Below are 13,808 nucleotides of genomic sequence, written 5' to 3' on the forward strand. Positions count from 1 at the left end.
GCGGGCACTAATACAGGTTGGTCATCAAGATGGACAAAATAACTGCGAAGAGAAAAGTGTGAAGAGCGTAACTATTGGCGCAAACAAAACCGGGCGCTTATGCGCCCGGTAAATTATCAGCTTCGCTGCGATCGGTTTTTGATGGCGTAACCCATCGCCAACACTACCAGCCAGACCGGAATAAGCCAGACGGAGATCGCCATGCCCGGCGTCATCAGCATAATCACCAGAATCGCGGCCAGAAACACCAAACAGATCCAGTTACCGGCCGGATAGAGAATGGCGCGGAAACGGGTCTGCACGCCCTGACGATCTTTCGCTCTACGGAATTTCAGATGCGCCAGACTGATCATCGCCCAGTTAATCACCAGAGCAGAAACCACCAGCGCCATCAGCAGGCCGAAGGCTTCGCCCGGCATCAAATAGTTAATCAGTACGCAAATCGCCGTAGCCAGCGCCGATACGCCCAGCGCAACATAAGGAACGCCGCGACGGTCGACCTTCAGCAGCGCCTGCGGGCCGCTGCCCTGTTTCGCCAGGCCATAAAGCATACGGCTGTTGCTGTAGACGCAGCTGTTATAGACCGAGAGCGCCGCCGTCAGAAACACCACGTTCAACACGTTGGCCACCAGCGTTTCACCAAGGTCGTGAAAAATCATCACGAACGGACTGCTTTCGCCAACCACCTTGACCCACGGATAGAGCGACAGCAGCACCGCCAGCGAACCGATATAGAAAATAAGGATGCGGTAGATCACCTGGTTAGTGGCACGCGGAATGCTTTTCGACGGATCATCCGCTTCAGCGGCGGTAATGCCGACCAGCTCCAGACCGCCGAACGAGAACATAATCACCGCCATCGCCATAACCAGCCCGCTAATGCCGTGCGGGAAAAAGCCGCCCTGCGCCCAGATGTTGCTGACCGAAGCCTGCGGGCCGCCCTGACCGCTCAGCAGCAGCCAGCCGCCAAACAGGATCATGCCAACAACCGCGACAACTTTAATAATGGCGAACCAAAACTCCATCTCACCGTAAACTTTTACGTTGGTCATGTTGATGGCGTTTATCAGAACGAAGAACACAGCGGCAGTGGCCCACGAGGGAAAGTCAGGCCACCAGACCTGAATGTACTTGCCGACAGCCGTGAGTTCAGCCATTGCAACCAGCACATACAGCACCCAATAGTTCCAGCCAGAAGCGAAGCCTGCAAAGTTGCCCCAGTATTTATAGGCGAAGTGGCTAAAGGATCCGGCAACCGGCTCTTCCACCACCATTTCGCCCAGCTGACGCATAATCAGAAACGCGATAAAACCGCCGATGGCATAGCCTAATAAGACCGATGGCCCGGCCATCTGAATGGTTTGCCCGATTCCCAGAAACAGGCCAGTACCCACGGCACCGCCCAATGCAATCAGCTGAATATGACGGTTTTTTAATCCGCGCTTCAGCGTATCGCCCTGCTGTTGTTCCATAAAAACCCTCGTGTTAGTTCTTCGCCTTCCCTGAAGAGTTGGCGCTGTAATGCCCGCAGACAGACGGTACGCTTGTATTTATACCGTTACGCTTTTTGTATTGTTTATTTTACAGTTTGGGTTAGTGCAAATTGCCTGCGATGCTACCCCGACGCCAAGAATAATGTTAAGCGCGCCCGAATGCACCTGCTTTCTCTGCCGGTACGCAGCGCGCCATAAAAAACGTTGCTGCCGTCACGCCAGAATTTCTTTTTTGTGCCATTTAATTCGAATAAAGACGAATAGCTTTCGCTTATGACATAAAATGAGATTCGGATCTAAATCTGTGTAAGGTTTGGTAAAAATTAGCGGCGATATTTAGCATCCCACCGGAAATAACGCATTTTCGTTACTGTTTTCGTCCATTTAAGGACGTGACCTTCACCCTGCTTCTGGCAGATGCCATATAGACAGAAGGTGAATACTTTGTTACTTTAGCTTCACTTTTTTGCAATTGGTATTACCAATTGACTTCGGTGCCTGGCAGAAGAAGGGACAATGGCCTACAGTAAGATTCGCCAACCAAAGCTCTCGGATGCAATTGAGCAACAGCTTGAGTCCCTGATCATGGAGGGAACGCTGCGTCCGGGTGAAAAGCTTCTCCCTGAGCGGGAGCTGGCTAAGCAGTTTGACGTTTCTCGCCCCTCTTTGCGTGAAGCGATACAGCGTCTGGAGGCAAAAGGGCTTCTGCTGCGTCGACAGGGCGGTGGCACCTTTGTTCAGAAGAATCTTTGGCAAAGCCTAAGCGATCCTCTGGTGGCGTTACTCGCCGATCACCCCGAATCTCAGTTCGACCTGCTGGAAACCCGTCATGCGCTGGAAGGTATCGCGGCTTATTACGCTGCGCTGCGGGGAACCGAAGAAGATTTGCAGCGCATACGCGATTGCCATCTGGCTATCCAGCATACCCAACAGAGCGGCGATCTGGATGCCGAAGCCGATGCGGTTATGCAGTATCAGATTGCCGTAACAGAGGCGGCGCATAATGTGGTGCTGCTGCATTTGCTACGCTCAATGGGCCCGATGCTGGAAAAAAACGTTCGTCAAAACTTTGAATTGCTCTACTCACGCCGGGAAATGCTGGCGCAGGTAAGCAGTCATCGCGCCAGTATTTTTGAGGCGATTGTCGCCCGCGAGCCGGAAAAGGCGCGCGAGGCTTCACACCGCCATCTGGCGTTTATCGAGGAGATATTGCTGGACAGAAGTCGGGAGCAGACGCGTCGTGAACGCTCCCTGCGTCGTTTACAGCAACGTAAGGAATAACGCGTAAACTGATATAACCACATATTTTGCAGGGTTAGCTCATCAACCTGTAAAACAAAAGGGATACGCGGCAACTAACGACGGGCCTGTCTCCTTGCATTTTGGACTGAATCAGAATGCAGGGAGACAGGCTCCAGACAATTCAACGAATTAGACACAGATAAGGAATACCCCCATGTCAGAACGTTTACATAATGACGTGGATCCGATCGAAACCCGCGACTGGCTACAGGCGATCGAATCGGTCATCCGTGAAGAAGGTGTTGAGCGTGCGCAGTTCCTGATCGATCAGGTTCTGAGTGAAGCGCGTAAAGGCGGCGTGAATGTCGCTGCAGGCTCTGCTGTCAGCAACTATGTTAACTCTATCGCCGTTGAAGAAGAGCCGGACTATCCGGGCAATACCTCTCTGGAGCGTCGTATCCGTTCCGCAATTCGCTGGAACGCCATGATGGCGGTACTGCGTGCGTCGAAAAAAGATCTGGAGCTGGGCGGTCACCTCTCATCTTTCCAGTCATCGGCGACCATTTATGAAGTGTGTTTCAACCATTTCTTCCGCGCGCGCAACGATAAAGACGGCGGCGATCTGGTGTATTTCCAGGGCCACATCTCTCCGGGCGTTTATTCACGCGCCTTCCTTGAAGGTCGTCTGACCGAAGAGCAGATGAACAACTTCCGTCAGGAAGTGCATGGCAAAGGTCTCTCTTCCTATCCGCATCCTAAGCTGATGCCGGACTTCTGGCAGTTCCCGACCGTTTCTATGGGTCTGGGTCCGCTGTCGGCGATCTATCAGGCGAAGTTCCTGAAATATCTGGAGCATCGTGGTCTGAAAGATACCTCTGGTCAGACCGTTTACGCTTTCCTTGGCGATGGCGAAATGGATGAGCCGGAATCTAAAGGCGCGATCACTATCGCCACCCGCGAAAAGCTGGATAACCTGGTTTTCGTTATCAACTGTAACCTGCAGCGTCTGGATGGTCCGGTAACCGGCAACGGCAAGATCATCAACGAACTGGAAGGCATCTTTGGCGGCGCCGGCTGGGAAGTGATCAAGGTGATCTGGGGCAGCCGTTGGGACGAACTGCTGCGTAAAGATACCAGCGGCAAGCTGATCCAGCTGATGAACGAAACCGTTGACGGCGACTATCAGACCTTTAAATCCCGCAACGGCGCCTATGTGCGTGAGCACTTCTTCGGTAAATATCCGGAAACCGCTGCGCTGGTGAAAGATATGTCCGACGACGAGATTTTCGCTCTGAACCGTGGCGGTCACGATCCGAAGAAAATCTATGCGGCATTTAAAAAAGCGCAGGAGACCAAGGGCAAGCCGGTGGTAATCCTGGCACATACCATTAAAGGCTATGGTATGGGCGACACCGCTGAAGGTAAAAACATCGCTCACCAGGTGAAGAAAATGAACATGGAAGGCGTGCGCTACGTTCGCGATCGCTTTAATGTTCCGGTAACCGATGAAAACCTGGAAACGCTGCCGTATGTGACCTTCGAAGAAGGTTCTGAAGAGTACACCTATCTGCACGGCCAGCGTCAGAAGCTGGGTGGTTATCTGCCAAGCCGTCAGCCAAACTTCACCGAGAAGCTTGAGCTGCCGTCGCTGGAAGATTTCGCGCCGCTGCTGGAAGAGCAGAACAAAGAAATCTCTACCACCATCGCCTTTGTGCGTGCGCTGAACGTGATGCTGAAGAACAAGTCGATCAAAGATCGTCTGGTGCCGATCATCGCTGATGAAGCACGTACCTTTGGTATGGAAGGCCTGTTCCGTCAGATCGGTATTTACAGCCCGAACGGCCAGCAGTACACGCCGCAGGACCGTGAGCAGGTTGCTTACTATAAAGAAGATGAGAAAGGCCAGATTCTGCAGGAAGGGATCAACGAGCTGGGTGCAGGCGCGTCCTGGCTGGCTGCTGCGACCTCTTACAGCACCAACAACCTGCCGATGATTCCGTTCTACATCTACTACTCAATGTTCGGCTTCCAGCGTATCGGCGATCTCTGCTGGGCGGCGGGCGACCAACAGGCGCGTGGCTTCCTTATCGGCGGTACCTCCGGTCGTACTACCCTGAACGGCGAAGGTCTGCAGCATGAAGATGGTCACAGCCACATTCAGGCGCTGACGATCCCGAACTGTATCTCCTACGATCCGGCTTATGCCTATGAGGTCGCGGTGATCATGCAGGACGGCCTGACGCGCATGTATGGCGAAGCGCAGGAAAATATTTACTACTACATCACCACGCTGAACGAAAACTACCGCATGCCGGCAATGCCGCAGGGCGTAGAAGAGGGTATCCGTAAGGGTATCTACAAGCTGGAAACCCTGGAAGGCAGCAAAGGTAAAGTACAGCTGCTGGGCTCCGGCGCTATCCTGCGTCACGTACGCGAAGCGGCAGAGATCCTGGCGAAAGATTACGGTATCGGCTCTGACGTTTACAGTGTGACTTCCTTCACTGAACTGGCACGCGACGGCCAGGATTGTGAACGCTGGAACATGCTGCATCCTACAGAACAAGCGCGCGTGCCGTATATCGCTCAGGTGATGAACGATGCACCGGCCGTTGCGTCTACCGACTACATGAAACTGTTTGCGGAACAGGTTCGCAGCTATATCCCGGCCAGCGATTATCGCGTACTGGGCACCGACGGCTTTGGCCGTTCTGACAGCCGTGAAAACCTGCGTCACCACTTTGAAGTGGACGCATCCTATGTGGTAGTAGCAGCGCTGGGTGAACTGGCTAAACGCGGCGAAATCGATAAGAAAGTAGTGGCAGACGCCATTACCAAATTCAATATCGATGCAGATAAAGTCAACCCGCGTCTGGCATAAGAGGTAAAGATTAATGGCTATCGAAATTAATGTCCCGGACATCGGCGCAGATGAAGTTGAAGTGACCGAAATCCTGGTAAAGGTTGGCGATAAGGTTGAAGCCGAGCAGTCGCTGATCACCGTTGAAGGCGATAAAGCTTCAATGGAAGTGCCTTCGCCGCAGGCGGGCGTGGTCAAAGAGATTAAAATCAACACCGGCGACAAAGTAGAAACCGGCTCGCTGATTATGATTTTTGAAGCGGAGGGCGCTGCAGAAGCAGCGCCAGCACCGGCCGCCGAGAAAAAGGCTGATGCACAGCCTGCCGCCGCTGCGGAAAGCAAAGAAGTGAATGTCCCGGACATCGGCAGCGACGAAGTCGAAGTAACCGAAATCCTGGTCAAAGTTGGCGACAAGGTTGAAGCCGAGCAGTCGCTGATCACCGTTGAAGGCGATAAAGCCTCAATGGAAGTACCGGCGCCGTTCGCAGGTACGGTTAAAGAGATCAAAATCAACACCGGCGACAAAGTCAGCACCGGTTCATTGATTATGGTATTTGAAACCGCAGCTTCCGGTAACGCGGCAGCAGCTAAACCGCAGGTAAAAGAGGAAGCGGCTACCGCGCCTGCAGCCTCTGGCGGTTCGGCTACCAAAGAAGTGAACGTACCGGATATCGGCGGTGATGAAGTTGAAGTGACCGAAATCCTGGTGAAGGCGGGTGATAAAGTCACCGCCGAGCAGTCGCTGATCACCGTTGAAGGCGATAAAGCCTCAATGGAAGTGCCGGCACCGTTCGCGGGTACGGTTAAAGAGATCAAAATCAACACCGGCGACAAAGTCAGCACCGGCTCGCTGATTATGCTGTTTGAAGTGGAAGGCGCTGCTCCGGCAGCACAGAAAGAAGCGTCCGCGCCAGCAGCAAAAGCTGAGCAGGCGGCTCCGGCTGCATCCGCTCCGGCAAAAGCATCCGGTAAAGATGAGTTTGCTGAGAATGACGCCTATGTACACGCGACGCCGGTTATCCGTCGTCTGGCACGTGAGTTCGGCGTTAACCTGGCGAAAGTCAAAGGCACCGGCCGTAAGGGACGTATTCTGAAAGAAGACGTCCAGACTTACGTGAAAGATGCGGTGAAACGCGCTGAATCCGCGCCTGCTGCCGCAACCGGTGGTGGCCTGCCGGGCATGCTGCCGTGGCCGAAAGTGGACTTTAGCAAGTTCGGTGAGGTGGAAGAGGTTGAGCTGGGACGTATCCAGAAAATTTCTGGTGCTAACCTGAGCCGTAACTGGGTGATGATCCCGCACGTTACGCACTTCGACAAAACCGATATCACCGAGCTGGAGACGTTCCGTAAGCAGCAGAACGCCGAAGCTGAGAAGCGTAAGCTGGATGTGAAGATCACTCCGGTAGTCTTCATCATGAAAGCTGTTGCTGCCGCGCTGGAGCAGATGCCGCGCTTCAACAGCTCACTGTCTGAAGATGGCCAGAAGCTGACGCTGAAGAAATACATTAACATCGGCGTGGCGGTTGATACGCCGAATGGCCTGGTGGTTCCGGTGTTCAAGGATGTTAACAAGAAAGGCATCATTGAACTTTCCCGCGAGCTAATGACCATCTCCAAAAAAGCGCGTGACGGTAAGTTGACCGCTGGCGAAATGCAGGGCGGCTGTTTCACCATCTCCAGCATCGGCGGCCTGGGTACTACCCACTTCGCGCCGATTGTGAACGCGCCGGAAGTGGCTATTCTGGGCGTTTCTAAGTCCTCAATGGAGCCGGTGTGGAATGGTAAAGAGTTTGTGCCGCGTTTAATGCTGCCGATCTCTCTCTCCTTCGATCACCGTGTTATCGATGGTGCGGATGGTGCGCGTTTCATCACCATCATCAACAACACCTTAAGCGATATCCGCCGTCTGGTGATGTAGTAACAATAAAGGCCGGCTTATGCCGGCCTTTTAACAGGCCAGCTTTTCCATGCTAAGCCGGTCTGAAGTTGGGAAATGGGATCTTACTGAGCCGAAGCGGTTTGCAGTCTGTTAACAATTCTGTAAACTCTTGCGGTGAACGCGTCCCGGTGGATGAAGGGCGTACTGTGAATCAGGTAAGTGACGTCTGACCGCCGGATAGTCAATTAAGAGGTCATGATGAGTACAGAGATTAAAACCCAGGTCGTTGTGCTTGGGGCAGGTCCTGCGGGCTACTCTGCAGCCTTTCGCTGCGCGGATTTAGGTCTGGAGACCGTACTGGTAGAGCGTTACAGCACCCTTGGCGGTGTTTGCCTTAACGTAGGTTGTATCCCTTCTAAAGCGCTGCTGCACGTAGCGAAAGTTATCGAAGAAGCGAAAGCGCTGGCGGAACACGGCATCGTTTTTGGCGAACCGCAAACCGACATTGACAAGATCCGTACCTGGAAAGAAAAAGTCATCAATCAGCTGACCGGCGGTCTGTCTGGCATGGCGAAAGGTCGTAAAGTCAAAGTGGTTAACGGCCTCGGTAAATTCACCGGTGCAAATACGCTGGTGGTTGAAGGTGAAAACGGCGCGACCACCATCAACTTTGATAATGCCATTATTGCGGCGGGTTCACGTCCGATTCAGCTACCTTTCATTCCTCATGAAGATCCACGCGTTTGGGATTCCACAGCTGCGCTTGAGCTGAAAGAAGTACCGAAACGTATGCTGGTGATGGGCGGCGGTATTATCGGCCTGGAAATGGGCACCGTTTATCATGCGCTGGGTTCAGAAATTGACGTGGTTGAGATGTTCGACCAGGTGATCCCGGCTGCCGATAAAGACGTGGTTAAGGTCTTTACCAAACGCATCAGCAAGAAATTCAACCTGATGCTGGAAACCAAGGTGACTGCAGTTGAAGCCAAAGAAGACGGCATCTACGTCTCTATGGAAGGCAAAAAAGCGCCTGCCGAAGCGCAGCGTTACGACGCAGTGCTGGTTGCTATCGGTCGTGTGCCGAACGGTAAAAACCTGGATGCCGGTAAAGCGGGCGTAGAAGTGGACGAGCGCGGCTTTATCCGCGTTGATAAACAGATGCGCACTAACGTACCGCATATCTACGCTATCGGCGATATCGTCGGCCAGCCGATGCTGGCGCACAAAGGCGTACATGAAGGTCACGTTGCGGCAGAAGTTATTGCCGGTAAGAAGCACTACTTCGATCCGAAAGTTATTCCGTCCATCGCCTACACCGAGCCAGAAGTCGCATGGGTTGGTCTGACTGAGAAAGAAGCGAAAGAGCAAGGCATCAGCTATGAAACGGCCACCTTCCCGTGGGCTGCTTCTGGTCGTGCTATCGCTTCTGACTGTGCAGACGGTATGACCAAGCTGATTTTCGATAAAGAGACTCATCGTGTGATCGGTGGCGCCATTGTCGGCACCAACGGCGGCGAGCTGCTGGGCGAAATCGGCCTGGCGATCGAAATGGGCTGTGATGCGGAAGATATCGCGCTGACCATCCACGCCCACCCGACGCTTCATGAGTCGGTTGGTCTGGCAGCAGAGATTTTCGAAGGCAGCATCACCGATCTGCCTAACCCGAAAGCGAAGAAAAAATAACGCTTCTGCGGGTAAGAAAAATGCTAACGGCTCCGAAAGGGGCCGTTTTTTTTGCGTTTTAAAAGGAAACGTTAGCGGTTTCCGCACAGCTTTTTCGTTCTGCTCGTTAACGGGGGAGACCGATTCTGATTATGACTATATGGACAATCAGGACATGTTTTCCGCCGTCAGCAGGGATTTGACTTAAGATCCACAATTCAGTTTAAGCATGACGGGTGCAGTAAATTAACGCTTCCTTCAGTACATAACCCCCGGTTTTACAATATGAATTACACTGGCTTAAGTTTTATAGTATTGAAATTTAACCGTGTTAGGTAATTACAAGATAATATTATTTATTTTACCGCTCTGTTTCCGCATTTTTACAGGCTTAAGAGGCCTTTTTTTACCACACATGCGCTAAGTTTTTTCTGATAATTTACTTTTAGGATACATTAACATTGTTTAGCAATCCTATTTCATTGCCCTTCCTCTATCTATTACCAGGCTTAACCAGAGGTAAAAATGTCAACGACAAGAGGGTGGTCAACTGAATTAGAGGGCCTGCGCGGATTTGCTTCGCTCTGGGTATTGCTGGGGCATGCCAGCCTACTGGTGCATTGCGCGATCCCTATCGTTTCTATGCCCAGTATTGGCGTCGATCTGTTTATCTTGCTTTCAGGTTATCTGATGCCGAAAAATCGAGCGCCAGGAAAAAGAGCCGTGGAATAGCGCAAACACCGTTAAGAAATTTTGGATTAGACGGTTTTTCCGTATTGCTCCGCGTACTATTTATTGCTGATTATCGCTGTGGCTTACGGCCCGTGGTTTGGTGAAATGCGCGATACGATTGCTCAGTTTTATCCGAGCACTGCGACAGAGACATCTCGCTATTCCGATCAGTCGGTTGCCAATATAATTGCGCATATCAGTTTTATCTTTGGTTTATTACCTGAATATGGTTTCAATACCGTGCTTCCTGACTGGAGCATCGGGCTGGAAATGCAGTTTTATATGCTATTCCCGTTTATTATGTTACTGACGCTGCGGCTTGGATATGTGCCAACCCTGTTGCTGATCATGCTGTTATGTACCATCGGCCGTTTTGTGCTGGCAGGCTATTATGAAGCCTTTATTATGCCGTCGATGATTCTGATTAAGCTGCATGTGTTTATTGCCGGAATGTTGATGGCAGAAGCGGTGCGTAAAAAACAGCTGGTTTATTTGCTGCTGGCATTAATCGCACCCGTAGTCAGCGCTATTATCGCCATCGGCGTTAGTAAACTGCAGATTGTCTTTGAGGCGGCCATGATTATTGGCATGACGGCAGTGCTCTGGCAACACCGTCCAGGCTCGCTGATGGAAAAGTTAATAAAACTGCCGCGCGCCATTCTGACGAATCGTGTCAGTACCTGGTTAGGTGATGTTTCTTACTCCGTCTACCTGGTGCATTTGTTGATTGTGGTGCCTGCCATCGCTCTGCTGCTGCGGGACTATAATATGGACGCGTTAAGTGCGCCGCTGCGGTTTGCGATCATCTGTGGCATCTGCCTGCCGCTTACTTATGGTATTGCTACGTTACTGTACCGCTTTGTAGAAAAACCGGGTATTCAGCTGGGTAAACGTGTACTGGCTCCGCGTCCCTCTGCACAAGATGTAACGGGATAAGTGCTCCCTGTTAGCTTTGTCCGGTTTAAAAAATCCCCGCGCCAGCGGGGATTATTATTTGAACGGTGATTAGCGTCTTCCATAGCTTTTGTGGTTTCAGTAATCTTTCATTCTCTTCCGGTAGTGACGGGGCAGCTTGTTATGCTCGTTTTATCTATGCGCATTTAGCTCGGCCAGTTAACCCAAATTGTTTGCTGTAATAAGGTGATTCTCCAGCTGGCGTTACCAAAATAACGTGTGCTGTTGGACGGTGCTGCTTTTTGCGGAACAGCTCAAGGGCTTCATCTTTCGGGCATGTAAATGCCCCGCACTGTTTTTGCCACCAGGATCGGCGTACTGAAACCCGACTCTGTTCCCAACAAAATTCGCCTTCACTTACTATCGGTTGTAATACATTGTTTTCATCCAGCCAGGCGAGATAAACATCAATGCTTTAAAAAGGCAATCGAAAGAATAAGCGGCTTTTTAGGCACTATTTTTAAATAACACCCCATTTAAAGGGGGGTGTTTGAGTTTGTTTTAATATGAAAACCGATTGCATCAAAGAAATAACTCACCTACAAGAATTTAGGTTTTTTATAGATTAAATATCATGATAATAGAGATTAAATACTGAAAAGTTCAAATAGGGGAGAGTGAAAAGGAATTAACGCAATATGTAAAGGCATTTAAAAATATAATTTTAAATTATTATTATATGTGTAATTTGTTTTCTTTTAGAGTTAGGGTCCGGTTCGTTGCTGATTAGAATAATTGAATGGCAATTATTAAGTAATGCTTTTGATGCCAAAAGTAACCTCATAAGCCGTTATTTTTTCAATATAATAAAATCAAATTGTCATTATTTAGTAAACGGTGAAATTATATGATGGAACGATGGAAGATAAATTCGCGGAATGTATAAGTTTAGCTCATTTGAGCCAGTTTCAGGCTCCCGACATGAGATGTGGGAGGCTTTATTACGATCTTTGCATAAATTAATTTCACCCAGCGCAGGTTTGCTTACCGGATCACCGCAGTAGGTAACTCTGACCAGTTCGTTGTATATGCAGGCGAAAGTAACTGCCGGCACATAGCGAAGCCGGGGTTAATCCCTTCACCGGCGAAAAAAATATGACTCTTTCCTTCCCGGTTTATTCTGTCGATCGTCAACATCAGTGCATCGCTGTTCTGACGTATCGATCCAGGATCAAACAAATCAAGCTGAACCTCACGGCCATGCAAATCGGCAAGCATCACACCTGCCTTCACATAACGAATGCCATTGCGCCATATCCGCTTCAGAGCGCGCTGTGCCGCATCGACAATATCACGGGTATCCTGTGAAGGGATGGCAAGCAGTTCGGTTGACTGGTTGCTGTACTGCATGTCCTGAGTGGAATAAGGACTGGTACGGATAAAAACGCTCACGGCTCTGACAAATTGCTTTTCCTGACGAAGCTTTTCTGCAGCCCGGACAGCGTATCCGGTGACAGCTAACTGCATATCCTGGAGTTGGGTAATACACTTACTGAAGGAACGTGACACAACGATTTGCTGCTTAGGTGCTGCATGCTCTTCCAGCGCGAGGCATGGTTCGCCTCGTAGTTCCCGGATAGTACGCTCAAGCACAACTGAAAACTGCCGACGCGCCAGGCGTATATCCATGCGGCAGAGATCGAGCGCAGTCCTGATTCCTATAGCATTGAGCGCTTTTTCAGTGCGACGCCCAACGCCCCAAACCTCACTGACCGGCAGAAGGCTCATCAGCTTTTCCAGCCGGTGACGGTCACTTAGCGCCACTACGCCACCCGTAGCAGTCCAGGTCTTTGCCGCGTGATTGCATAGCTTTGCGAGTGTTTTCGTTGCAGCTATCCCAACTCCACAGGTCAGCGTCGTATGGCGCCATACTTCGTGCCGTAGCTGCCGCCCGAATGCATCAGGGCTCATGACATTTTCCATTCCCTTCAGATCACACCAGAGCTCATCAATACTGTAAATCTCCGTTCGTGGCGCCAGTGACTCTACGACCGTAGCAAAGCGTGCTGACATCGATGCATAAAGGGTATAGTTGCTTGAAAAAACAGCGACATTATGATGTTCCAGTAAAGGACGTACCTTAAAATAGGGCTCAGCCATTTTCAGGCCTAACGCTTTAGCCGCTCGGTTTCGGGCCACGATCGCGCCGTCGTTATTACTGAGAACTACTACAGGCCTGCCGATCAGAGAAGGGTTGAAGGCCTCTTCGCAGCTGCAGTACATCGAATTAACATCAATTAGCGCAAACATCTTGAATGCTTTTGCAAAGAATAGGTAACAACTCCCCACAACTGCAGACTATCTGGCTCGAAATATATCGGACTGTAGGAAGGATTAAGGGGCATGAGACAGGGGCGAGGTCTTAGTAACAGCTGTTTTACCGTAAATTCATTATCTATGCTGGCGATGACGATACTACCGTGACCAGGTTGCTCTGCGCGATCGACAATCAAGATATCCCCGTCATGGATCCTGCCGTCTTGCATTGAGTTACCCGATACCCGTAGAAAATAAGTGGCGCTTGGGTGTTTAACACATAAGTCGTGTAAATTTAATTCGTTAGCTTCATAACCGCTGGCCGGGCTGGGATGTCCTGCAGGGATAGTTTCTGCGAAAAAAGGAGCAACTGCTGTGCCTTCAGGCAAACAGGGGAATACTGGGGTCAGGATCATTGGGAACACCTTTATACTGTTTTTTTATCCAGTATATTCGAGTCTTCTGGAAATCAACAACATCTATAGTCGGTACTGGTCGATTAAAAGGGGGCGTTCAGGATTATATCTGATTCATGTAAGGCGTTTGGTGAGGGGCTTTTGATGCGCGTTAGCGCATGCCGAATAGTACGCGCAGGTAAAGGGCACCGGTAGCCCGGCGTAGCCGGTTCAGGTTTGATAGGTTATCCCTTGCCCCCCTGTTAAGCCAAACCCGCTAAAAGCGATTCTGACGCCTTGTGCGCTGTCGGAGTGGTTCCGACAAGGCTTTGCCGCTG

Annotated in this window: 7 protein-coding genes and 1 pseudogene; 5 read left to right on the top strand and 3 right to left on the bottom strand. The window is 50.9% G+C overall.

What is annotated here, in order from left to right; all coding sequences use genetic code 11:
- Nucleotides 1–116: 116 nt before the first annotated feature.
- Entirely contained in the window at nucleotides 117–1,472 is a 1,356-nt protein-coding gene (gene aroP, locus ACQE3Z_RS15545; protein ID WP_426974487.1) for an aromatic amino acid transporter AroP, read from the bottom strand.
- Nucleotides 1,473–2,009: 537 nt separating this feature from the next.
- Between aroP and pdhR the strand changes: the two genes are divergently transcribed.
- The 5 genes and pseudogenes from pdhR (at nucleotide 2,010) to ACQE3Z_RS15570 (ending at nucleotide 10,801) form a co-directional block, all read left to right on the top strand.
- On the top strand, nucleotides 2,010–2,774 hold the full coding sequence (gene pdhR / locus ACQE3Z_RS15550) for a pyruvate dehydrogenase complex transcriptional repressor PdhR (protein ID WP_085067981.1): 765 nt from the start codon (nucleotides 2,010–2,012) through the stop codon (nucleotides 2,772–2,774).
- A 175-nt stretch (nucleotides 2,775–2,949) separates the two neighbouring features.
- A complete protein-coding gene (gene aceE, locus ACQE3Z_RS15555) occupies nucleotides 2,950–5,613 on the top strand; it encodes a pyruvate dehydrogenase (acetyl-transferring), homodimeric type (RefSeq protein ID WP_426974488.1) in 2,664 nt (887 codons plus the stop codon).
- Between the two features lie 13 nt (nucleotides 5,614–5,626).
- Nucleotides 5,627–7,510: a pyruvate dehydrogenase complex dihydrolipoyllysine-residue acetyltransferase gene (gene aceF, locus ACQE3Z_RS15560; protein ID WP_426974489.1), complete on the top strand. Its 1,884-nt coding sequence runs from the start codon at nucleotides 5,627–5,629 to the stop codon at nucleotides 7,508–7,510.
- Between the two features lie 219 nt (nucleotides 7,511–7,729).
- Complete coding sequence (lpdA, locus tag ACQE3Z_RS15565; RefSeq protein ID WP_085067978.1) at nucleotides 7,730–9,154, top strand: dihydrolipoyl dehydrogenase; 1,425 nt, start codon at nucleotides 7,730–7,732, stop codon at nucleotides 9,152–9,154.
- A 504-nt stretch (nucleotides 9,155–9,658) separates the two neighbouring features.
- Nucleotides 9,659–10,801 (top strand): annotated as a pseudogene (locus ACQE3Z_RS15570) (acyltransferase family protein).
- Between the two features lie 1,002 nt (nucleotides 10,802–11,803).
- Here ACQE3Z_RS15570 and umuC read toward each other — a convergent pair.
- Nucleotides 11,804–13,069, bottom strand: a complete 1,266-nt coding sequence (gene umuC, locus ACQE3Z_RS15575) for a translesion error-prone DNA polymerase V subunit UmuC (protein WP_426974490.1) — start codon at nucleotides 13,067–13,069, stop codon at nucleotides 11,804–11,806.
- Nucleotides 13,057–13,491 (bottom strand): translesion error-prone DNA polymerase V autoproteolytic subunit, encoded by a 435-nt coding sequence (gene umuD / locus ACQE3Z_RS15580; RefSeq protein WP_426974491.1) that lies wholly within the window; start codon nucleotides 13,489–13,491, stop codon nucleotides 13,057–13,059. Before umuD ends, umuC begins: the two co-directional genes overlap by 13 nt.
- Nucleotides 13,492–13,808 lie beyond the last annotated feature (317 nt).

The sequence above is a fragment of the Pantoea sp. FN0307 genome, assembly GCF_050113815.1.
GTDB lineage: Bacteria > Pseudomonadota > Gammaproteobacteria > Enterobacterales > Enterobacteriaceae > Mixta > Mixta alhagi.

Bases quoted from the DNA above. Each gene is read 5' to 3' on its own strand.
- aroP (WP_426974487.1), bottom strand. From the start codon at position 1,472: ATGGAACAACAGCAGGGCGATACGCTGAAGCGCGGATTAAAAAACCGT.
- pdhR (WP_085067981.1), top strand. From the start codon at position 2,010: ATGGCCTACAGTAAGATTCGCCAACCAAAGCTCTCGGATGCAATTGAG.
- aceE (WP_426974488.1), top strand. From the start codon at position 2,950: ATGTCAGAACGTTTACATAATGACGTGGATCCGATCGAAACCCGCGAC.
- aceF (WP_426974489.1), top strand. From the start codon at position 5,627: ATGGCTATCGAAATTAATGTCCCGGACATCGGCGCAGATGAAGTTGAA.
- lpdA (WP_085067978.1), top strand. From the start codon at position 7,730: ATGAGTACAGAGATTAAAACCCAGGTCGTTGTGCTTGGGGCAGGTCCT.
- umuC (WP_426974490.1), bottom strand. From the start codon at position 13,069: ATGTTTGCGCTAATTGATGTTAATTCGATGTACTGCAGCTGCGAAGAG.
- umuD (WP_426974491.1), bottom strand. From the start codon at position 13,491: ATGATCCTGACCCCAGTATTCCCCTGTTTGCCTGAAGGCACAGCAGTT.